Below are 20839 nucleotides of genomic sequence, written 5' to 3'. Positions count from 1 at the left end.
GGCGGTGCGGACGGGACATCGACGGGTGTTGACAGATCACTTTGTGTGCGCTGAGGATGACTCAATCCACCGACTTCGACCGGAACGGCTCTCGTCCACCAGCCTGACGACGCTTCCGCGCCCGGCGGCGTCGGTCCGTCGCCACCGGACACTCCATCTCTGCACCGCCGGTCGCGATCCCGCGGCCGTGGCGCGCGACCGGCGGGGCGCAGCCGCGCAACCGGGCGACCCCTCGGCCATCCCGTCCGGTCACCCTGCCGACACCAGAAGGGCGGACACATGCGTGATCCCCTAGCTCCCCGGTGGCGACGCCGCCTACCCGTCCCGGCCGCGCTGGCCGCCGCCACGGCGGTGGTGCTGCTGGTCAGCCCCGCCTCGGCCGTCGTGCCCGCCGCAGAACCCGCCGTCGAGCTGGTCCGCGTCGCCGACGAGGAGGCGAACGTCGTCGAGGTGCTGCTCGCCGGCACCGCCCAACTGGACGCCCTCGTCGCCACCGGCGTCGACCTCGACCACCACGTCACCCGTACCGGGAACGGGGTCGTCGCGCACGCGGTCGTCACCGCGAGCGAGGCCGCGGCACTGGCCAGGGCCGGTTTCACCCTCGGCAAGGTGCTGCACCGGCCCGCCGACGCCCGCGCCCGGGTGGCCGAACGCGAGGCGACCATCGCCGGGCACGTCGCCCAGAACCGTCAGTTCGCCGCCGCGACGGGCGGCCCGAGCGCGTCCGCCGCCTCCGACGTCAGGATCATCCGGGCGGACTACTACACCTCCGGCACGAGCCAGATCCTCTCCGTCGAGGCGAAGTGGGCGCAGGGCCAGACCGCCGCCGACGCGCTCACCGTCGAGCGGGACAGCGGCCCGGGCACCGAGATCGGCTCCGGCGGTACGCAGACGATCTCCCGCTTCGTCGACGCCGGCGTCTACCTCTACCACCGCGGCGCCGCGCCCGTGACGAGCCGGCCCGACCGGATCCGGATCACCAGCCCGACCGGCGACGTGGCCGTCGCGCAGGTGCGGGAGTGGCTGCCGACGCCCGGCGACGGCCCCGAGGGGCCCGGCTACCAGAAGGACTTCGTCACCAGCTACCTGACGCCCACCGAGCTGTACGCGCGGATCCACCAGATGGCGGCCGAGTTCCCCCGGCTGGCCGAGATCGTCGAACTGCCGCACAAGACCAACGGCTACCGGCGGCACGCCCAGGCGGTCCTGGGCACCGCCACCGACAGCCGGGTCGCCGTGGACTCGCTGGCCTGGGGGCACGAGGGCGGCAACGACGTCTCCGTGGAACTGGCCGACCCGGGTGCCGCGGACGTGCCGCTGTCGGTGACCGTCGCCGGCGCGGCCGTACGGGTCACGCTCGGCACCGACGGCGGGGGCGCGGTGACCAGCACGGCCGCCCAGGTCGTCGCGGCGCTCAACGCCGGAGCCGGGACGCTCGTACGGGCGTACACCTATCGGGGAAGCTCGGGCGGCGGCGTGGTCGCGCCGGCAGCGCGGACCCCGCTCAGCGACGGCCTGAGCGCGCCGGCGAGCGTCTCGCGCGACCCGCATCCGGTGTACGCCATCCGCATCGGCAAGCACCGGGACGGCTCGAAGCTCGGCGTGCTCGCCTACGCGCAGGAACACGCCCGCGAGTGGGTCCCCCCGCTGGTCACCGTCGAGACCGCCGAGCGGCTGCTGCGCAACTACGCCCACGACGGGCGGACCCGGCAGCTGCTGGACAGCCTCGACATCTGGATCGCCCCCTCGATCAACCCCGACGGCGGCCACTACTCGTTCCACGACTTCAACTCCCAGCGCAAGAACATGACCAACCACTGCCCGACGACCGGGGCGGCCGACTTCCTGGCCCGCAACTCCTGGGGCGTGGACAACAACCGCAACTACACCGAGTACAGCCTCTTCGACGGCTACTCGGGGGCGTCGACGAGCTGCACCAGCGGCACGTACGCCGGGCCGGGCGAGCTCTCCGAGCCGGAGAACCGCAACCTCGACTGGCTGGCGTCCCGCCCCAACATCCGGTTCTCGATGAACCTGCACTCCTCGGGCAACTACTTCATGTGGTCGCCGGGGGCGTACGCGCTGCCCGACCGCGTCTCCGCGCCCCGCCCGACGCTCGCCGAGGAGTCGGCCTTCTGGGGCGCGTCCTCGCGGATCCTGGCCGCCATCAAGCGGCACCGCAACATGGCGGTCACCCCGGCGCGCACCGGCCCGATCTCCGACGTGCTCTACTCGGCGGCCGGCAACTCCGGCGACATGCTCTGGTACAGGTACGGCATCTACGCCTGGAACTTCGAGGTCGGCACCTCCTTCCAGCCCGAGTGGGACGAGGCGCACGCCGAGACGATGGAGTTCGCCAACGGCCTGGTCGAGCTGATGCGGGTGGCCCGGGACTTCGCCAGGGACCGGACCAGGCCGAGCAGCACGCTGGCGGTCGCGCCCAGCGCGACGCCGGGCATGGTGGAGGTGACCTTCTCCACCAGCGAGCCGGCCGCCGTCTTCTACACCCTCGACCGGGCCGCCCCCACGTACGCGTCGAAGCTCTACGGCTCGGCCGGCATCCGGGAGGGCGGCGAGACGCTGACCGTCCCGGCGGGGACGCGGATCCACTGGTTCTCCGTGGACTCGGCGGGCAACGTCGAGAACAACTACCGCCCCGACGGCAACGGCCGCAACTACCGCAAGGGCACCGCCGTACCGCCGACGCGCTGACGACCGGGTCGCTGACGGGGTGCGTCGGGGTCCCACCCGGCGCGCCCCCGCCGCCTGCCGCCCCCGCCCCGGCCGAGGGGAGGCGCGCTGCCCGGCCACCGCCGCAGGACCGGGTTACGGTGGTGCCCGGGGCGGAGGCCGACAGCGGGAGGGACCGGCGGGATGGGCGAGCTGGTGGCGTTGGCCCTCGGCGGCCTGGTCGTGGTCGTCCTGACCAACGCCCTGGCCCGCCGCACCCACCTGCCGGCGGCGGTGCTGCTGGTGCTCGCCGGGATCGGCTACGGCTACCTGCCCGGCCCGAACCTGGAACTCGATCCCGAGGTCGTGCTCTACCTCGTCATCCCCCCGCTGCTCTACGGCGCCGCCCTCCAGTCGAGCCTGACCGCGCTGCGCCGCAACGCCCGCACGGTGATCGGCCTGTCGGTGGCGCTCGTCCTGGTCACGGCGCTCGCGGTGGGATTCGGGCTCCACGCGGTGGTGGCCGTTGTCCCGCTGAGCTTCGCCATCGCCGTGGGCGCGGCGGTCTCCCCGCCGGACCCGGTGGCGGCGCTGTCGATCGGCCGGCGTGCCGGCATGTCGCCCCGGCTGACCACGCTGGTCGAGGGGGAGGGGCTGCTCAACGACGCGACCGCCCTGACGATCCTGCAGGTCGCCGTGGCGACGGCGATCGGCGGCAGGTTCTCCGTCGGGCACGCCGTGGGCGACTTCCTGTTCGTCGCCGCCGGTGGGCTGGCCGTCGGCATGGCCGTCGCGTGGGTCATCGCGTACCTGCGGAAGATGGCCTCCGATCCGTTGACCGACAACGCCCTGTCCCTGGGCACCCCGTTCGCCGCCTACGTGGCGGCCGAGAGCCTGCACGTCTCCGGCGTCCTGGCGGTCGTCGTGGCCGGCCTCTGGCTGGGCCACCGCAGCGCGTCCCTGCAGTCCAGCGGCGCGCGGTTGCAGACCCGTTCGGTCTGGCACCTGGTGGAGTACCTTCTCGAGGGCTACGTGTTCCTGCTCATCGGCCAGCAGTTGCCCGCCGTCGTACGCGGGCTGGCCGCCTACGACCCCGGCACCGTCGTCGCGGCGGGGGCCGTCACCGTCGGCATCGTGCTGCTGGTGCGTCCGTTGTGGCTGCTGGCCTCCGCGCACCTGCCCGCCCGGATGCACGCCCGCCTCGGCGGCGACCCCCGTCCCGACAACCCGCCGTTGTCCGGTCGGGAACTGCTCGCGCTGAGCTGGGCGGGCACCCGGGGCGTCATCACCCTCGCGGCGGCGTTCACGCTGCCCGCGAGCACGCCCGCCCGGGACCTGCTGCTGTTCTGCGCGTACCTGGTCGTGCTGGTCACGCTCGTCGGTCAGGGCCTGACCTTCGCGCCGCTGCTGCGCCGGCTGCGGCTGCCGGGCACCGCCGTCAGCCGGGCGCTGACCCGCAACGAGGCCCGCGCCGCGGCGGTGCAGGCCGCCCTCGACCGGCTGACCGCCCTGGCCGAGGCCGACCCGGGCGTACGCGACGTCGCCGCCCCGCTGCGCCGGGCCGCCGAGGGTCGGCACAAGCGCTACACCGAACGGGTGGCACTGCTCTCCCACGTCGAGGACCAGGTGCTGCCGGTGGACGACCGCTACCGGGCGGCCCTGCTGGCCCGCCGGCAGATGATCGCCGCCGAGCGGGACGAACTGCTCGCCTGGCGCGACGCGGGTCGCCTCGCCGACGCCGACATGCGCATCCTGGAGCGGGAGCTGGACCACGAGGAGAGCGTCCTGCCGTCGCTGCCGCCGTCGTGACTCGCCGCCCGGGGCTCAGTCCGGCAGCAGCGGCATCTCCAGACCGGGGTCCCGGCCGAGCAGCACCGCCCGGGTGAGCGCCCCCGACCCGAACCGGTCGCGCACGGCGTCCACGGCCGCGTCCAGGTCCGCCCCCGGATCGCGGTCGAACGGCAGCGGCGGCTGGACGGGGGAGTCGTCCAGGTTCCCGACCGAGACGCCGAGCAGGGTCACGCCCCGCCGTTCGATCTCGGGCAGCGCGGCCCGCAGCAGCGCCCGCGCCGCGGCGAGCAGCGGGGCCGTGTCGGCGGTCGCCTTGGCCACCGTGTGGGAGCGGGTCGCGCGGGTGTAGTCACCGAACCGCAGGCGCAGCGTCACCGTCCGGCCGGCCCGCGTCGCCGCCCGCATCCGCCGGGTCACCCGGTCGACCAGGCCGGCGAGGACCGCCTCCAGCTCGGCGGGGGAGTGCGGCACGGCGGCGAGGGCGTGCTGCGCGCCCATCGAGGAGCGCCGGCGGCCGACCTGCACCGGCCGGGGGTCGCGGTTGTGCGCCAGGGCGTGCAGGTGCCGACCGGCGCCCGCGCCGAGCAGCGAGACCAGCGTCGCCTCGCCGAGGCGGGCGACCTGCCCGACCGTACGGATGCGACGCTCGCGCAGCTTCGTCGCGGTCACCGGCCCGACGCCCCACAGCCGCTCCACCGGCAGCGGGTGCAGGAACGCCAGCTCCCCGTCCGGCGGGACGACCAGCAGGCCGTCGGGCTTGGCGACGCCGCTGGCCACCTTGGCGAGGAACTTCGTGCGGGCCACGCCCACCGTGATCGGCAGGCCGACCCCCGCGCGTACGTCCCGGCGCAGCCGGGCGGCGATGTCGGCGGGCGGCCCGGCCAGCCGGCGCAGTCCGCCCACGTCGAGGAACGCCTCGTCGATGGAGAGCCCCTCGACGACCGGGGTGGTCCGCCGGAAGATCTCGAACACCGCGCGGCTCGCCGCCGTGTAGGCCGCCATCCTCGGCGGCACGACGATCGCCTCGGGGCAGAGTCGCCGGGCCTGCCGGCCGCCCATCGCGCTGCGGACGCCGCGGGCCTTCGCCTCGTAGCTGCACGCGAGGACCACGCCCCCGCCGACGATGACCGGCCGGCCGCGCAGGCGCGGATCGTCCCGCTGCTCGACCGACGCGTAGAACGCGTCCAGGTCGGCGTGCAGGATGCTGGCCTCGGGCGACACGAACACATGTTCGCACGGAAGGTCGCTACGGCGGCACTGACCTGCCCGAACGTCGCCGGAGAGAACCGTTCGGCCGTCGGTCGGGTCGCTGGCGGCTCGCCTACAACTCGTCGAACGGGCGGGCGTAGCGGAACCCGCCGCGGATCGACGACCGCCACGCGCTCAGCGGGCGGGCCATGAAGTACTGCGGCCTCCACGGCTGCGGCGGGGTGACGCCGAGGTCGACCGCCGGGCGGAACCCGAAGCGCGGGTAGTAGTCGGGGTGCCCGAGCAGCACCACCAGGGCCTCCTCGCGCGCGTCGGCCGCGCCGAGCACGGCGTGCATCAGCGCGGAGCCGACCCCGCGCCGCTGCCAGGCCGGCAGCACGCCGAGCGGACCCAACCCCAGCGCGACCGGCTCGCCGGCGACCCGGCCACGGGTGCACACCACGTGCCCGACCACCCGTCCGGCGTCGTCGGCCACGACGAGGGAGAGAGCCGGCAGCCACCCGTCGTCCGCCCGCAGCGCGTCCACCAACCCCGCCTCGACGGGTACGGCGTCCGGCTTCTCCGGGTCGGCGAAGGCGGCGAGGTGCACTGCCCGGATCGCGTCGACGTCGGCGGGGGTCTCGCGTCTGATCAGCACCCGGCCACGGTAGGCGGCGCGAGTGCGGGGCGCGCGCCATTATCGGGTGCGGTCCGGTCGCCACGGCCGGGACGCGACCGACCATGCGGCCGTCGTGATGGCCGCGACCAGCCCGCTGAACACGAACGGTGCTTCGATTCCGATCGTCGACGTGAGCACGCCGCCGAGCAGCGCCCCCGCGGCGGCGGCACTGAAGCTCAGGGTGCGGCCAGCCGCCACCACACGGCCGAGCAGTTCGCGGGGCACCAGGCGCTGCCGCAGCGACACGGCCGTCACGTTGAGCACGGCGAACGAGCCACTCGTGACGACGATGACGAGTACCGCGGCCCACAACTGGGAGGTCACCGCCAGCAGCGCGGGAATACCGGCGGTGATGGCCAGGGACCAGGCGAGGACCACGCGATGGCGGCGGCCCGCGACGAGCCGGTCGGCGACGAGCGAGCCGAGCAGGCCGCCGAGGGCGCCGACGGCGAGCATGATGCCGAAGCCGACCGTCCCGGTGCCGAGCCGGTTCGTCGCGTACAGCACCAGGATCGCGAACCAGGCACTGTCCGCTGCGGCGACCGCCGCGGTGACCACCGCCAGCGTCCGCAGCACGCGGTGGCGTACCAGCCATCGCAGACCAGCCGCCACGCCCCGGTCGACAGGCGTCGCCGCCGGCGGGCGGGCGGCCAGGCTCAGCGGCAGGGTCAGTACGAGCATCACTGCCAGGGCGAGGGACGCCCCGTTCGCCGCGAACGGCAGCGCCGCACCCATCACGAACAGCGCCGCGCCGACCGGCGGGCCGACGAACTCGTTTCCGACGATCTCGCCAGCCGCCAGTCTCCCGTTGGCGCGTTCGAGCAGTCGGTCGGGCACCAGGCCGGGAAGTGCCGTCTGCGCGGCCGTGTCGCGCACGGTCTCCCCGACACCGAGCAGTAAGCTGGCCAGCAGGACGAGCGGTAGCGACGCCCGGCCCGTCGCCACGGCCACCACCAGGACGGCCAGGACGATCACCCGGGCGACGTCCGCCTGGGCGAGCAGGGTACGGGCGCCGCGGCGGTCGGCCAACGATCCGGCGAGTAGACCGGTCACCAGCCACGGCAACGCCTGGGCCGCCGTGACCGCGGCCACCCCGACCGGACTGGTCGTGAGCGACGCGGCGAGCAGGGGAAACGCGGCCAGCCGGATACCGTCACCGACATTGGCGAGAGCCGCGGCGCTCCAGAACGTCCAGAACGGCCGCCCCAGCGACATTGAGCCAGTGACCACGTAGGGGATCCTGGCAGACGACGCATGCCCAAGGAAGGTCCTCGTCGACCGCCTCGGCCAGAGGACCCGGGCGATGGCCGGTAGCCGGGTCCCGTCCGGCACGTCACCGGCGGGTCGGCGGGCACGTGCCCGGTGGGTGGGTCAGGACATCGCGGTCGGCGAGGGCGGGGCGGTGCCGCCCTGCGGGGCCTCCGCCGACATCAGTCGGGCGATCTGCGCCCGGTCGGCGGCGGACGGCAGGCCCCACCCCGGGCGGTAGCCGTACACCTCGTGCAGGGGGTGCGAGGCGGTCCGGCCGTCGAGGATCTCGATCGCGTCGGTGTCGATGAGGCCCGGATGCTCGACGCCGCACGCCTCGGCGACCTTGACCAGGTCGCGGCGCAGCGTCCGGACGTAGTTGGCCGCGCGGACCGACTTCGAGCCCGGGTCCACGCCCCGGGCGAGCCACTGGTTCTGGGTGGCGACGCCGGTGGGGCAGGTGTCGGTGTGGCACTTCTGGGCCTGGATGCAGCCGATCGCCAGCATCGCCTCCCGGCCGACGTTGACCATGTCGCAGCCGAGCGCGAACGCCACCACCGCGTTGTCGGGCAGGCCGAGCTTGCCGGCGCCGACGAACACCACCTGCTCGTGCAGGTCGCGCTCGGCGAAGACCTTGTAGACCCGGGTGAAGCCCTGCTGGAACGGCAGCGACACCGAGTCCGTGAAGATCAGTGGCGCGGCGCCGGTGCCGCCCTCGCCGCCGTCGATGGTGACGAAGTCGACCCCACGCCCGGTGTCGCGCATCAGGGTGGTCAGCTCCTCCCAGAAGCCGAGGTCGCCCACCGCGGACTTGATGCCGACCGGCAGGCCCGTCTCGGCGGCGAGCAGCTCCACCCAGTCGAGCAGGCTGTCGCAGTCGGAGAACTCGGCGTGCCGCGACGGGCTGACGCAGTCGCGCCCCTGCGGGATGCCCCGGGTCGCCGCGATCTCCGCGGAGACCTTGGCCGCCGGCAGCAGGCCGCCGAGGCTGGGCTTCGCGCCCTGGCTGAGCTTGATCTCCAGCGCCCGCACCGGCGCGCCGGCGACCAGGTCCCTGAGCCGGTCCAGGCTGAACCGGCCGCGTTCGTCGCGGCAGCCGAAGTACGCGGTGCCGATCTGGAAGACCAGGTCACCGCCCTTGCGGTGGTACGGCGACAGCCCACCCTCGCCGGTGTTCTGCAGGCAGCCGGCCAGGGCGGCGCCCCGGTTGAGCGCCTCGACGGCGTTGCCGGACAACGAGCCGAAGCTCATCCCGGAGATGTTCACCACCGACTCGGGCCGGAACGCGTGGGCGCGGCCCCGCGCGGCGCCGAGCACCTTGGCGCACGGCAGCCGTACGTCGTGTCCGGCGCCCGGCGTCGACGGCGGGACGGCCCGGCCGAAGGTGCGGTGCTTGATGATCGGATATCCGGGCGTGAACTCGATGTCGTTGTCGGTGCCGAAGCCGAAGTAGTTGTTCTGCTGCTTCGCCGACGCGTACACCCAGCGGCGCTGGTCGCGGGTGAACGGCCGCTCCTCGTTGTTGCCCGCGACGATGTACTGGCGCAGCTCCGGCCCGATGGACTCCAGCAGGTACCGGGCCCGGCCGAGGACCGGGAAGTTGCGCAGCAACGCGTGGTCGCGCTGGATCAGGTCGCGCGCGGCGAGGGCCGCGACGGCGGCGACGGCGGCGGGTACGGCTCGGCTTGCCCACTTCATGCCCGCCACTCTTTCCGCGATCGCCTCCCGCCAAACGGGCCGGCGACCACGCGGCCGGTCCCGCCCGTCCGGACGGCGCGCCCGGGCGCCGGCGCTCCGACGGGTCAGCGCGGCGTCGGGAGCCGGTGGACGACCAGCATGGCGATGTCGTCGGTCGGCTGCTCGGCGCCGAGGGCGCCCATGACCGCGGCGCACACCTGCTCGGCCGGTGCCGGCCGGACCACGTCGGCGAGCTGGTCGAGGCCGACGTCGATGACCTCGTGGCGGCGTTCGACGAGGCCGTCGGTGAAGCAGACGAGCGCCGCGCCCGGCGGGAAGTCCACCTCCGCCTGCTGCCGGGGCGGCGGCCGGCGACCCGTGCCGAGCGGGGGATCGGCGTGGACCGGGACGGCCGCGCCCGGCTGGCCCGGCGCGGCGAGGACGGGGCGCAGGTGCCCGGCGGAGGAGAGCCGGATGCGGGTCCGGTCGGGGGAGACCATGGCGTAGAGCGCCGTGGTGAGGTTTCCGGCCTCGAAGTGGCTGACCTTGCGGTCGAGGAGCGTCAACGCCTCCGCCGGGTCGTCGCAGACCAGCGCGTAGGCGCGCAGCGCGCTGCGGACGCGCCCCATGATCACGGCCGACTGCAGCCCGTGGCCCGACACGTCGCCGATGACCAGGCCCAGCCAGCCCGAGGGCAGGACGAACACGTCGTACCAGTCGCCGCCGATTCCGGCGACGTGCCCGGGCACGTACCGGGCGGCCATGTCCAGGCCCGGCAGGCGGGGCAGCTGGGTGGGCAGCAGGCTGCGTTGCAGGGCGAGGGCGGCGTTGTGGTCGAGGTTGTGGGACCGGGCGAGGTTGGCCAGGCTGGCCCGGTCGGCGACCAGCTCCAGCAGGCGTACGTCGTCGCTGGTGAACCGGCGCTGGCCCAGCGTGCCGACGTGCAGCACGCCGATCAGCTCGCCCCTGGCGAACATCGGCACGCCGAGCAGCGACCGCAGCCCCATCGACAGCAGGATCGGGTTGACCACGACGTCGGGGGTGACCTCCTCGATGACCACCGGCCGTCCGGTCAGGGCGATCCGGCCGGCGAATCCACGGCCCACGGAGACGCGGAACCCCTGCCGGACCTCCTCCTCCAGCCCCTTGGCCGCGGTGGCCACGAGCTGCTGGGAGTGCGCGTCCAGCATGAGGATGGCCGCCGTGTCGACGTCGAGCAGGTCCCGGACGCGGTCGAGGAGCTCGTCGAAGAGGTCGGCCGCGTCGAGGCGGGACAGCGTCGCGTCGGTCACCGCCTCGATGCGGCGCAACCGTTCGTCGTCCTGGATGAGCCCTCGACCGCCCACCACCGGATCCTAGCCCTGACGACTGCGACCGCCGATTCCGCGTTGTGCCGGCCGGCCCGGGCGCGGCGTCTGCACGGACCTGGTCCGGGCGTCGGCCGGTCAGGACCGGCGGCGGGTCGCCGAGGCCTGGAGCGTGGGCCGGCGGATGACCGCGATCCGGTCGCCCCGGGCGCGCAGCGACGTGCGCCCGCCGCGCCCGCGCCGTACGGTCAGGTCGACGGTGCGCCCGCCCACGCGCACGCCCTCCAGCGTGAGGTCCGGCAGCCACTCCGGCAGGTGCGGGTCGACGAAGATCGTCCGCAGCGGCGCGGCCGGGCGCAGCGCCAGCAGCGCCTGGATCAGCGCGACGACCGCGCTGGCGGACCATGCCTGCGGGGAGCAGGAGTCCGGGTAGACGCCGGGGTGCGGGTGGGCGTCGTCGCGGGGGAGTCCACTGAGCACCTCCGGCAGCCGGTGTTCCGTGAAGAGCGCCGCCGCGGAGAACATCCCCTCCGCGAGCCGGTGCAGGTGCTCCCAGCAGCCGTACCGGGCCAGCCCCAGGCCGATCGTGCCCGCCTCGACCGGCCAGACGCTGCCCCGGTGGTAGCTGAACGGGTCGTACGCCGGGTGCGCCGAGGACAGGGTGCGCACCCCCCAGCCGCTGAACATGTCGGGGGCGAGCAGCCGGTCGGCGACCAGGTGCGCGATGCGGGCGGGCACGATCCCGGCGGCCAGCAGGTGGCCGTCGTTGGAGTTGACCGAGCGCACCTGCCGCTTGTCCGGCCCCAGCGCCAACGCGTGGCAGCCCCGGTCCGGCATCCAGTAGGCCCGGTGGAAGCGGCGCCGCAGGGCGGCGGCCCGGCGGATGAGTCCGGCGCCGTACGCGGGATGGCCGGCCGCGGCGAACGCCACCCCGGCGTGCCGCAGCGCGGCATACCAGTACGCCTGCAACTCGCTGCTCGCGATCGGGTTCGGCACCACCTCGCCGTGCTCGTCGACGATCGCGGTGTCCGAGTCCTTCCACCCCTGGTTCTTCAGGCCGGCGGGAGACCGGCGGTGGTACTCCAGGAAGCCGTCCCGGTCGAGGTCGCCGAACCGGTCGATCCAGCCCAGCACGCGCCGCGCGGTCGGCAGCAGGTCCCGTACCGTGTCGAGGTCCCCGGTCCAGGCCAGGTACTGGCCGAGGAAGACCAGGAAGTCCGGCGCGGTCGACCAGTCGCCGTAGTAGCCGTCGAACGGGTCGATCCCGAGCGCGGACACCGGGCCCCGCCGGGCCTCGTGCAACGGCTTGCCGGGTTCCTCGTCGCGCCAGTCGTCGACGCGCCGCCCGAGGTGGTGGGCGTTGAGCCGCAGGCTGTCCGCCAGCATCGTCGGCCCGGCGAGCAGGGACTGCCACGAGGCGGTCATCGTGTCGCGGCCGAAGATCTCCTGGTAGATGGGCAGGCCCGCCATGGGCGCCGTCGGGCCCTCCGGTTCGCCCAGCGGCAGCACGGACAGGTCGTCGACCGCGCACCGCCAGGCGGCGGTGACGTCGAAGTTGCTGCTGGCGAGCCGCGCGAGTTCGCGGGAAAGGGTGCCCCGGGCGCGCGCGGCCGCGTCGTCCGGCTCGGCGAAGGTCGGCGGCGGCGCGGCGAGGCGCTGCCCGTCGAAGACGGGTTCGACGAGGAGTTCCACCCGGCGGGACCCCCGGGGTGGCACCGCGAGGTCGACCGTCAGGGCGGCGTCGGCGTACCGGACGGGCGTGTCGGCCCGTACGCCGATCGCCACCGCCCGGTCGAGGCCGTCACACCGGTAGGTCAGGCGGAGCTCCCGGTCCCGGTCGTCCCAGCTCGCGTCGACCGTGCCGGACTGCATTCGGCGGCCGGTCTCGGCCTCGCTGGTGTCGGCGAAGTCGGCGGCGAGGTGGATCCGCAGCCGCAGGTCCAGCGGCACGGCCGCGTAGCTGACCACGGTCAGCCGGGTCCGCAGCCCCGCGCCGACGAAGCGCTCCACCAGCAGGTAGGACGCGCGGGAGGGCAGCGTGTCGCCGTCGCCGAGGGCGGTGTACGAGAGCTGGGCGTGCCCCGCCACGTTGGCCGTGCTGAACGGGACCGGCTCGCGGCCGTCCACGCTGAGGCGTTCGGTGCTGAGCACCCGGGTGTTGCGGGCGAAGAAGCCCTGCGGGTCGGCGCCGGTGATCCGGCCGCGGACGTCGGTCACCAGGGTGCTCCAGCCGCTCGCCACGTAGAGCAGGTCCGGGCGGACGCGCAGGTTCCGGACCCGGGTCATCGCGGCCGGGGCGGGCTCGGGCGGGCGCGCCGGACGGGACGGGCGGGCCGTGGATGCGCGGACGGCGACAGCATCGGGTGCACCCCTCCGGCCGGCGGCTGCGGGCCGGGGCCGCACCGGTGGGGTGCCGCCCGGGCCCGCCGGACAGCGGTCCCTACCCGTTCGCGCCGCCGCTACACCCGGTCAGCCCTGCGGCTGGCCGATGTTCACCATCCAGCCGATGCCGTAGCGGTCGACGCACATGCCGAACTCGTCGCCCCACATCTGCTTCTCCAGCGGCACGGTCACGGTGCCGCCGTCGGCGAGCTGATCCCAGTAGCCGCGCAGCTCGTCGGCGTCGTCGCCGCTGAGGCTCACGGAGACGTTGTTGCCGGGATCGTGCTCCATCCCCGGCGCGGTGTCCGAGCCCATCAGGGTGAAGCCCCGGTCGGTCTCCAGCATCGCGTGCATGATCTTGTCGGTCAGCGCGGGATCGTCGGTGCCCATCGCGCCGAAGGTGCTCGTCGACAGCGAACCGCCGAACACACGCTGGTAGAACTCCATTGCCTCCCGCGCGTTGCCCGGGAAGCTGAAGTACGGGTTGAGTCGAGACGCCACAGCACCCTCCTCCGGTCGCGACGGCCTCATCGTCGCAGATCAGGGGGCCGGAGCGGGTCAGGTGCGACCGCGTTTCGCCGGCCCGCCGGGGCTGTCCGCCCCGGTGAGCCGGCGGACGGTGTTCAGCCCCGGAACGACCGGCGTACGACGCCGCCGACGACCGCGCACCAGGTGTCGAGGTCGAGCTTGCCGTGCGCGGGCAGGCGGTGCAGACGCTGGACGTCCTTGACGGCCGTCCTGGTCGCGTGGTCGTACTCGCCGGTGACGGCAACCTCCGGGTAGCCCCGGTAGTTGAGCAGGAACTGTGCGGCGGTGACAGGCGCGCCGCTGGCGTGGGCGCCCAGCTCCGGCACCAGGGTCTCCCAGGTGGGCGCGGTGAGGGTGGCGTCGACGTCGACCGGGATGCCGTTGCGGTGCTGCCAGTCCTGCACCGCGGCGACGGTGGCGGCGTCGAAGACGCTGTTGACGGGCACGGTGTAGCCGCGGTGGGCCAGCAGGTACTGCACCACCCGGACGCTGGGGGAGCCGACGAAGCGCCACAGGTCGGGCCAGCGGCGGGCCGGCACGTCGGCGAGGTCGGTGCCGAGGGCCTCGAAGACCCGGCGGCGCAGGGCGGGGAACTGCCCGTAGAAGGCGGCCCCGGGGCACAGGGTGGTGCGGAAGTCCCAGTGGCCGAAGATGTCGTGGGCGTGCAGCCCGTACTGCCGGCAGATGGTCGCGCAGAGCGTGACCAGCGAGTCCAGCAGCGCCTCCGGCGGGGTCTCGGTGACGTACGTGCCCTCGTTCTCGATGCCGATGGCCCGGCCGTTCTCGCCCGGGCAGTGCGCCGAGATCATCTGCCGGTCGCCGGCCTGTAGCCGCTCCAGGCTGCCCCGGCGTCCCTCCATGACGTACCCGCCGCGGCTGATCGTGAAGTGCTGGCCGGTGTCGGACCAGCCGTTGCCGTCCATGTGCAGGTTCTGGCAGTCGCGGGCCAGCTTGACCGCCTGTGCCTCGGAGTAGTCGGTGACGTTCGGGAACGCCATGTGGTGCACGATGATCTTGTTGGTGGGGATGGCGCTGACTGCCAGCGGGTCCGCCGGCGGGCGCGCGCCCCACTCGTCGCAGCTGTAGATCCAGTCCAGGTCGGTGCCGGGGTCCGCCTGCGCGGCGGTGGGGAGGGCGAGTTGGCTGCCGACGACCGCGACCGTGGCGGCGCCGAGGCCGGCCCGCAGCAGGGTCCGGCGGTCCAGTGCGGAATTCTCGACGTGCATGGCGTCTCTCCTCTGCGGCCGGAGGTGGGGGCGGGGGCGGCCCCATGAAAAGGAACTCCAGGCATCGCGTGTGCAGTGGAGAATATTGCCAAGCGTCGGCCGGGCGCTAGAGCACCTGGGAGAGGAAGCGGCGCAGCCGGGGATGCCCGGCCCGCTCGAAGATCGCGGCCGGCTCGCCGGCCTCCAGCACCACGCCACGGTCCATGAACGCCACGGTGTCGGCGACCTCGCGGGCGAACCCCATCTCGTGGGTGACCACCACCATCGTCATGCCCCCGGCGGACAGCTCGGCCATCAGCCCGAGCACGCCCTTGACCAGCTCCGGGTCCAGGGCGGAGGTCGCCTCGTCGAAGAGCATCACCTGCGGGCGCAACGCCAGCGCGCGGGCGATCGCGACCCGCTGCTGCTGCCCGCCCGACAGATGCGCCGGGCGGGCGTCGGCCTTGGCCGCCAGCCCCACCAGCTCCAGGTGCTCGCGGGCGACGGCCACCGCCTCGTCCTCACCGAGCTTGCGGATGCGGCGCAGCGCGAGGGTGACGTTGCGCAGCACGCTCATGTGCGGGAAGAGATTGAACTGCTGGAAGACCATGCCGATCCGCTGCCGCAGGGCGTCCGGGTCGTCGGCCAGCACGCTACGCCCGTCCAGCAGCACGTCGCCACGGTCGGGCTCGATCAGCCTGTTGATCGTGCGCAGCAGGGTGGACTTGCCCGACCCGGACGGGCCGATCACGCAGGCCGTCGCCCCGCGCGCCACGTCCAGGTCCACCCCGCGCAGCACCCGGTGCGACCCGAAGGCCAGGTGCACGTCGCGGACGCTCAGGCTCACCGAGGTCGTCGTGTCGATGCTCATCGCTGGTTCCCTCCCGCCGCGCCCGGCAGCGCCAGGTCGAGGTCGTCGTCGCCGTCAGCCGGCGCGGCAGCCTGCCGGCCGTGCCGCAGTCGCCTGTCGATCCAGTTGACGGCGTGCGTCAGCGGAACCGTCAGCGTCAGGTAGCACAGCCCGGCCAGCAGCAGCGCCGACTGATTGCCGGTGTTCGCCGCGTAGTCCTGCCCGATCCGGAACAGCTCCCGCTGGCTGGCCAGCAGGCCGAGGAAGTAGACCAGACTGGAGTCCTTGATCAGCGCGATCAGCTGGTTCACCCAGGCCGGCAGCACCCGCCGGATCCCCTGCGGCACGATCACCAGGCGCATCGCCTCGCCCCAGGACAGGCCGAGCGCCCGGGCCCCCTCCAGCTGGGCGGCCTCCACCGACTGGATGCCGGAGCGGAAGATCTCGCCGATGTAGGCCGCCGCGATCAGCGACAGCGCCAGGATGCCCAGGGGATACGGGTTGGGCCCCCACACCTGCATGCCCAGCGGCGCCAGGCCGACGCCGATGAGCAGGATCGTCGCCGCGGCGGGCAGGCCGCGGAACACGTCGGTGTAGACCCGCGCCGGCCACCGCAACCATCGGGTACGCGAGATGCCCGCGACGGCCAGCGCCATGCCCAGCACCGAGCCGAGCAGGGCGGCGGAGATCGCCAGGATCAGCGTGTTGGGCAGCCCCACCGTCAGCATCTCGGGCAGCGCCTCGCGCATGGAGGCCCAGTCGAAGAAGGTCTCCCACAGGGTGCTCAACGGATCCATCGTCGCTCCTACCGCCCCGCTCGTCGTCCGTACGTCTCAGGAGGTGGCCGACGGCGACGGCACCGGGACCGTGCCGCTGCCCGGCGTGAAGTCGGCCGGGATCGGGCGGCCCGGGTAGTACTGGGCCTGCAGGCGGCTCCACGTGCCGTCGGCGATCACCTCGTCGAGGCCCTTGTCGAGCGCCTCGCGCAGCTTGTCGTTGCCCTTGGCGAACGCGTACGCCGTCGGGGCCGGGCTGAGCAGCTTGGCCGCCACGGTGATCTTGCCGGCGCTGTCGGCGGCCGACTTGTCGCCGATCTCGGCGGGGGCGATCCAGGCGTCGGCCGTGCCGGCCTTGAGCTGGTTGATCGCGCCGTTGTAGTCGGGCACCCGGACCGGGTCGAGCCCCTCGCCGGTGGCGTAGTCGTCCTGGACGGTGCCCTGCACGACCACGACCCGCTTGCCGGCGAGCTGGTCGAAGCCGGTGATCGACGAGCCGGCCGGCACGTCGAGTCCGAAGTGGCCGAAGTCGTAGCCGTTGCCGAAGTCGACTGTCTTCCTGCGCGCCTCCGTGATCGTGATCGACGAGCTGCCGACGTCGAACTTGCGGTTGTTGACCTGGGAGAGCAGCGCGGAGAAGTCGGTGCCGACGAACTCCACCTTCAGGCCGACCTTCCCGGCGACCGCGACGAGCAGGTCGTTGTCGAAGCCGGTGAACTTGCCGTCCTTGAGGTAGACGTTCGGCGGGGCGTCGGTGAGCGTGCCGGTGCGCAGCACGCCCGGCTGGAGCAGGCCGTACGGGTTGTCGGCCGCGCCGGCCGCGTCGTCGCCGCAGGCGGTCAGGGTGGTGGCGGCCAGGACGGCGGCCACGCCGAGGGCGGCGGCGCGGGTGAGGGAGGAAAGGAATCGCACAGGTGTCTCCGATGAGGTGTCTGCGGCGACGGGCACGGGGCGCGCGTCGCCGACGGTGCGCCCGGTGGGCGTACCGCTGGAATGGTGCGGGGAAAGAAGGGGTGGCGCGGCTAGCGCGCGTCGCCGGGGCGACAGGAGGTGGCGCAGACCCGCATCATGTCGATGTGGCGGCGCCGGATCAGCGCCGGCGACGTCGGGGCCACGGCGGGGACCGCCGGTGGGGCGCAGCTGCGGACGGACATGGCTCTCCTCGGTCGGGACGACCTGGGAACCAGGCCGCGCTTGCACCGGAGCCGCTCCGGTGCCTGGTCCTCACCCGGGGCACCCCTGCGCGGACGAGGGTTGCCGGCCAGCGAGCCGGGGCTTGACGCTGGCGCTCATGACCTGCCGACGAGGCTAGCAGCCCGCCACGGTGGGGCGTCCAGCCGCTATGACCACCCTCACGCGCACCTGCGGTGACACCCGGTCACTCCTCGATCGCCCCGCCGACCTGCCGCAGGTGCTGCCGGAAGGTGTGGGCGGGGTCGGCGGCGCGGCGGGCCAGGTAGTCGGCGAAGGCGGTCTGCTCCCGCAGCGTCTCCCCGGCGCGGATCCGCCGCGCCTGGACCCGCTCGACGGTCCCGATGCGCTCCGCCGCCGCGAACAGCTCCGCAGCCCGTGCGGCGGGCACGAACAGCACCCCGTCGTCGTCGGCGACGACGAGGTCGTCGGCGGTCACCACGTGCGGCCCGACCCGGGCGCTGGCGAGCGTCTCCGGCTCCCGCGCGTCGAGGCGGGCCGGGCCGGACGGGAGGCTGCCGTAGCTGAAGACGGGCAGGCCGATCTCCACCAGCTCGGGCGTGTCCCGGTGCAGGCCCCAGACGACGAGCCCGGCGATCCCGGCCGCGACGCCCTCCAGCACCGCCAGGTCCCCGACGCACGCCTCGTCGCTCCGGCCGCCGTTGTCGATCACGAGCACGTCGCCCGCGGTCGCGTTCTCGTACGCCTCCAGGAACACGTCCACGCTGCCGTGGTGGCGCACCGGCAGCGCCCGGCCCACGAGGCGGTGACCGGGAACGACCGCCCGGATCCCGGCCGGCGCCGCGCGCGGGGGCACGCCGAGGCGTACGCAGGCGTCGGCGATCAGCGGCGTGGACAGGTCGGCGAAGCGCTCCCGCATGACGTCCTCCCGGCGGTACGGCGAGTCGTGGGCCGTCATCGTAGGGAGGCCGGTAGGTGGGGCGGCCAGGGCCAATCCGGTGCGACTGGCCCCCCGCGGTGGCGGCGTCCGGGTCTAGACTGTCCACCGTGATCCCGCCGCATGCCGTCGCCGCCGTGCACGGTCTCTGGGTCACCCCGGACCTCCCGCTCTACGGCGACGGCCACGATCGCTCCGACTACGTTCCCTGACCGGCCCGGCACTGCACCGCCCTCCGGTCCATCTCCGCCACGCTCGGGAGCGCTCAGTCATGCCCGGATCCGATCACCGCCAACTCGTACCGCCCGCCGACCACCCGCCCGCCGACCCCACCGACACCTCCGCCCTCGCGGTGCTGCGGGCGCCACAGACCGCCCGGGTCCTGGCGGCCAGCCTGCTCGGCCGGCTCCCGCTCGGCGCGGCACCGCTGGCCCTGCTCGTCTTCGCCCGGGAGACGATGACGCTGACCGTCGCGGGCCTGCTGGTCGGCGCGTTCACCGCCGGCACCGCCGTGGGCCAGCCGATGCTCGCCCGGATGGCGCAGCGCTGGCGGCAGCCGCCGGTGCTGTGGCTCTCCGTGGCGGCGTCGACGATCGGCTTCGCCCTCACCGCCGCGCACGTCAACCTGCCGGTCACCGTGTTCGCCGCTGCCCTGGCCGGGGCGGGCGCGCCGCCGTTCGAGTCGTGCCTGCGGGTGCTCTGGCGCGACCTGCTCCCCGCGCACCGGGTGCAGACCGCGTACACCCTGGACATCGCCGTCCAGGAGCTGATCTTCATTCTCGGCCCGGTGGTCACGCTCGCCGCCGTGGGCCTGGCCGGCCCGACCGGCGGTCTGGCCGCCGCCGCGGGCTTCCAGGCCGCCGGCACCGCGTGGTTCGCCACGACCGACGCGGTCCGGCGCTGGCGGGGCGAGCCGGCGGTACGCCACTGGGCCGGGCCGCTGCGCGCCGGCCGGCTCCGACTGGTCCTCGGGGCGCTGCTGCTGGTCGGCGCGGCGGTGGGGAGCGTGACAGTCGCCGCGACCGGATACGCCGAGGCGGCCGGGGCCCGGTCCTGGGCCGGCTGGCTGCTCGCCGCGCATGCCACCGGGGCGCTGGTCGGCGGCCTGCTCTACGTGCGCTTCGGCGGACTGCGCCGGCACGCCACGCTGCCGCGCGTGGTCGGCGTCTTCGCCGCCGGCTACCTGCCGTTGCTGCTCACCCCGGCCCCGCCCGCGATGCTGGCGCTGATGGCGGTCAGCGGGCTCGCGCTGCCGGCGCTGCTGACCATCGCCTTCGTCGCGATCGACGACGTGGCGCCCACCGGCACGGTGGCCGAGGCGTTCGCCTGGGCGGCGACGGCGTTCTCGGTGGGCAGCGCGGGCGGCGCGGCGGTGACCGGCGTGGTGCTGGACGCGGCGGGGGAGGTGACCGTCGGCTTCCTGATCGCCCCGCTGAGCGCCGTCGCGGCGTGCGGGATCGCGCTGGTTTCCGCCCGCCTCTCCGGCCGCGGCGGGTCGGCCGGCTGATCCGCCGGGCCGGCCGGCCACCCGCTGCGCCGGGACTACTTCCCGGCGCAGTGGGAAAGGGGCGGCCCGGGGAGCCGAACGGATCGGGGGTGCCGTGGAAGCGGTCGTGGTCGGCGTGGTGATCGTGGCCGCGCTCCTGGCGCTCGTCGGCGCGCTGAGCGTCCGGCTGGTGCAGCAGTACCAGCGCGGCGTCGTCTTCCGCTTCGGCCGGGTGCTGACGCCGGTCCGGGAGCCCGGCCTGCGGCTGATCGTCCCGGTCGCCGACCGGATGGTCCGGGTCAGCATGCAGACGACCGTCATCGGGGTGCCCCCGCAGGGGGCGATCACCCGCGACAACGTCACCCTCACCGTCGACGCGGTGGTCTACTACCGGGTCGTCGACCCGGTGAAGGCGCTGGTGAACGTCCACGACTACCCCTCGGCCGTGCTCCAGGTGGCACAGACCGCCCTGCGTTCGGTGATCGGCAAGGCCGACCTGGACACCGTGCTCGGCGACCGGGACCGGGTCAACGCCGAACTGAAGGCGGTCATCGACGCGCCGACGGAGGGGCCGTGGGGGCTGCTGATCGAGCGGGTCGAGGTCAAGGACGTCGCGCTGCCCGAGGGGATGAAACGGTCGATGTCCCGCCAGGCCGAGGCGGAACGCGAACGCCGCGCCCGGGTGATCGCCGCCGACGGCGAGTACCAGGCGTCCCGCCGGCTCGCCGACGCGTCCCGGGCGATGGCGGGCACGCCGGGGGCCTACCAGCTGCGGCTGTTGCAGACGGTGGTGGACGTGGCGGCCGAGAAGAACAGCACGCTGGTGATGCCGTTCCCGGTGGAGCTGCTGCGCTTCTTCGACAAGTTCACCCGCGACGCGGAGGCACCGGCGGCGCAGCGCCCGGAACCCGCCGCGCCGGTGCCCGGTGACGGCCACCGGCGCCCGCAGGCCTGACCCGGGGC

General features: G+C 74.2%; 17 protein-coding genes and 1 riboswitch. Of the genes, 4 read left to right on the top strand and 13 right to left on the bottom strand.

Going from position 1 to position 20839, the window contains the following annotated elements; genetic code table 11:
- Positions 1 to 279 precede the first annotated feature (279 nt).
- Together ACN27A_RS04695 and ACN27A_RS04690 are read left to right on the top strand one after the other, a co-directional pair.
- Entirely contained in the window at positions 280 to 2712 is a 2433-nt protein-coding gene (locus ACN27A_RS04695) for a M14 family zinc carboxypeptidase (RefSeq protein WP_421450044.1), read from the top strand.
- 162 nt (positions 2713 to 2874) lie between these two features.
- Positions 2875 to 4479, top strand: coding sequence for a Na+/H+ antiporter (locus tag ACN27A_RS04690; RefSeq protein ID WP_421450043.1), 1605 nt, complete (start codon positions 2875 to 2877; stop codon positions 4477 to 4479).
- A gap of 15 nt (positions 4480 to 4494) precedes the next feature.
- Here ACN27A_RS04690 and dinB read toward each other — a convergent pair whose 3' ends face one another.
- The 13 genes from dinB to ACN27A_RS04625 all read right to left on the bottom strand — a co-directional run bounded on the left by dinB (position 4495) and on the right by ACN27A_RS04625 (position 18411).
- On the bottom strand, positions 4495 to 5682 hold the full coding sequence (dinB, locus tag ACN27A_RS04685) for a DNA polymerase IV (protein WP_421450042.1): 1188 nt from the start codon (positions 5680 to 5682) through the stop codon (positions 4495 to 4497).
- 100 nt (positions 5683 to 5782) lie between these two features.
- Positions 5783 to 6307, bottom strand: a complete 525-nt coding sequence (locus ACN27A_RS04680) for a GNAT family N-acetyltransferase (RefSeq protein ID WP_421450041.1) — start codon at positions 6305 to 6307, stop codon at positions 5783 to 5785.
- A gap of 39 nt (positions 6308 to 6346) precedes the next feature.
- Complete coding sequence (locus ACN27A_RS04675) at positions 6347 to 7543, bottom strand: MFS transporter (RefSeq protein WP_421458369.1); 1197 nt, start codon at positions 7541 to 7543, stop codon at positions 6347 to 6349.
- 156 nt (positions 7544 to 7699) lie between these two features.
- On the bottom strand, positions 7700 to 9274 hold the full coding sequence (locus ACN27A_RS04670) for an FMN-binding glutamate synthase family protein (RefSeq protein WP_421450040.1): 1575 nt from the start codon (positions 9272 to 9274) through the stop codon (positions 7700 to 7702).
- A gap of 104 nt (positions 9275 to 9378) precedes the next feature.
- On the bottom strand, positions 9379 to 10599 hold the full coding sequence (locus ACN27A_RS04665; RefSeq protein WP_421450039.1) for a PP2C family protein-serine/threonine phosphatase: 1221 nt from the start codon (positions 10597 to 10599) through the stop codon (positions 9379 to 9381).
- Between the two features lie 99 nt (positions 10600 to 10698).
- Entirely contained in the window at positions 10699 to 12846 is a 2148-nt protein-coding gene (locus ACN27A_RS04660; RefSeq protein ID WP_421450038.1) for a glycogen debranching N-terminal domain-containing protein, read from the bottom strand.
- 183 nt (positions 12847 to 13029) lie between these two features.
- Positions 13030 to 13443, bottom strand: a complete 414-nt coding sequence (locus tag ACN27A_RS04655) for a VOC family protein (protein ID WP_421450037.1) — start codon at positions 13441 to 13443, stop codon at positions 13030 to 13032.
- 122 nt (positions 13444 to 13565) lie between these two features.
- Positions 13566 to 14696 carry a peptidoglycan-binding protein gene (locus ACN27A_RS04650; protein ID WP_421450036.1) on the bottom strand — a complete coding sequence of 377 codons (1131 nt, stop codon included), beginning with the start codon at positions 14694 to 14696 and terminating at the stop codon, positions 13566 to 13568.
- A 106-nt stretch (positions 14697 to 14802) separates the two neighbouring features.
- Entirely contained in the window at positions 14803 to 15546 is a 744-nt protein-coding gene (locus tag ACN27A_RS04645) for an amino acid ABC transporter ATP-binding protein (RefSeq protein ID WP_357580728.1), read from the bottom strand.
- Positions 15543 to 16322 (bottom strand): amino acid ABC transporter permease, encoded by a 780-nt coding sequence (locus ACN27A_RS04640; RefSeq protein ID WP_421450035.1) that lies wholly within the window; start codon positions 16320 to 16322, stop codon positions 15543 to 15545. Before ACN27A_RS04640 ends, ACN27A_RS04645 begins: the two co-directional genes overlap by 4 nt.
- Positions 16323 to 16358: 36 nt before the next feature.
- Positions 16359 to 17213: an ABC transporter substrate-binding protein gene (locus ACN27A_RS04635; protein ID WP_421450034.1), complete on the bottom strand. Its 855-nt coding sequence runs from the start codon at positions 17211 to 17213 to the stop codon at positions 16359 to 16361.
- Positions 17214 to 17323: 110 nt separating this feature from the next.
- The gene (locus tag ACN27A_RS04630; RefSeq protein WP_421450033.1) at positions 17324 to 17455 is read right to left on the bottom strand and encodes a hypothetical protein; all 132 of its coding nucleotides are present in this window, start codon (positions 17453 to 17455) and stop codon (positions 17324 to 17326) included.
- A 31-nt stretch (positions 17456 to 17486) separates the two neighbouring features.
- Positions 17487 to 17598, bottom strand: a riboswitch (SAM riboswitch).
- An 81-nt stretch (positions 17599 to 17679) separates the two neighbouring features.
- Positions 17680 to 18411 carry an RraA family protein gene (locus tag ACN27A_RS04625; RefSeq protein ID WP_421450032.1) on the bottom strand — a complete coding sequence of 244 codons (732 nt, stop codon included), beginning with the start codon at positions 18409 to 18411 and terminating at the stop codon, positions 17680 to 17682.
- 250 nt (positions 18412 to 18661) lie between these two features.
- On the opposite strand from ACN27A_RS04625, the gene ACN27A_RS04620 reads away from it, so the two are divergent.
- Both ACN27A_RS04620 and ACN27A_RS04615 read left to right on the top strand, forming a co-directional pair.
- Positions 18662 to 19897: an MFS transporter gene (locus ACN27A_RS04620; RefSeq protein WP_421450031.1), complete on the top strand. Its 1236-nt coding sequence runs from the start codon at positions 18662 to 18664 to the stop codon at positions 19895 to 19897.
- Positions 19898 to 19991: 94 nt separating this feature from the next.
- The gene (locus ACN27A_RS04615) at positions 19992 to 20831 is read left to right on the top strand and encodes an SPFH domain-containing protein (RefSeq protein ID WP_421450030.1); all 840 of its coding nucleotides are present in this window, start codon (positions 19992 to 19994) and stop codon (positions 20829 to 20831) included.
- Positions 20832 to 20839 lie beyond the last annotated feature (8 nt).

It is taken from the genome of Micromonospora sp. WMMD737 (assembly GCF_049179055.1).
Lineage (GTDB): Bacteria > Actinomycetota > Actinomycetes > Mycobacteriales > Micromonosporaceae > Micromonospora > Micromonospora reichwaldensis.
The sequence above is the reverse complement of the archived record's forward strand: the minus strand, read 5'-3'. Positions and strand labels throughout refer to the sequence as shown.

Excerpts from the sequence above, each read along its gene's own strand:
- ACN27A_RS04625 (WP_421450032.1), bottom strand. The coding sequence starts at position 18,411 with ATGACGGCCCACGACTCGCCGTACCGCCGGGAGGACGTCATGCGGGAG.
- ACN27A_RS04670 (WP_421450040.1), bottom strand. The coding sequence starts at position 9,274 with ATGAAGTGGGCAAGCCGAGCCGTACCCGCCGCCGTCGCCGCCGTCGCG.
- ACN27A_RS04620 (WP_421450031.1), top strand. The coding sequence starts at position 18,662 with ATGCCCGGATCCGATCACCGCCAACTCGTACCGCCCGCCGACCACCCG.
- ACN27A_RS04640 (WP_421450035.1), bottom strand. The coding sequence starts at position 16,322 with ATGGATCCGTTGAGCACCCTGTGGGAGACCTTCTTCGACTGGGCCTCC.
- ACN27A_RS04675 (WP_421458369.1), bottom strand. The coding sequence starts at position 7,543 with ATGTCGCTGGGGCGGCCGTTCTGGACGTTCTGGAGCGCCGCGGCTCTC.
- ACN27A_RS04650 (WP_421450036.1), bottom strand. The coding sequence starts at position 14,696 with ATGCACGTCGAGAATTCCGCACTGGACCGCCGGACCCTGCTGCGGGCC.
- ACN27A_RS04695 (WP_421450044.1), top strand. The coding sequence starts at position 280 with ATGCGTGATCCCCTAGCTCCCCGGTGGCGACGCCGCCTACCCGTCCCG.
- ACN27A_RS04690 (WP_421450043.1), top strand. The coding sequence starts at position 2,875 with ATGGGCGAGCTGGTGGCGTTGGCCCTCGGCGGCCTGGTCGTGGTCGTC.
- ACN27A_RS04630 (WP_421450033.1), bottom strand. The coding sequence starts at position 17,455 with ATGTCCGTCCGCAGCTGCGCCCCACCGGCGGTCCCCGCCGTGGCCCCG.
- ACN27A_RS04660 (WP_421450038.1), bottom strand. The coding sequence starts at position 12,846 with ATGACCCGGGTCCGGAACCTGCGCGTCCGCCCGGACCTGCTCTACGTG.
- ACN27A_RS04645 (WP_357580728.1), bottom strand. The coding sequence starts at position 15,546 with ATGAGCATCGACACGACGACCTCGGTGAGCCTGAGCGTCCGCGACGTG.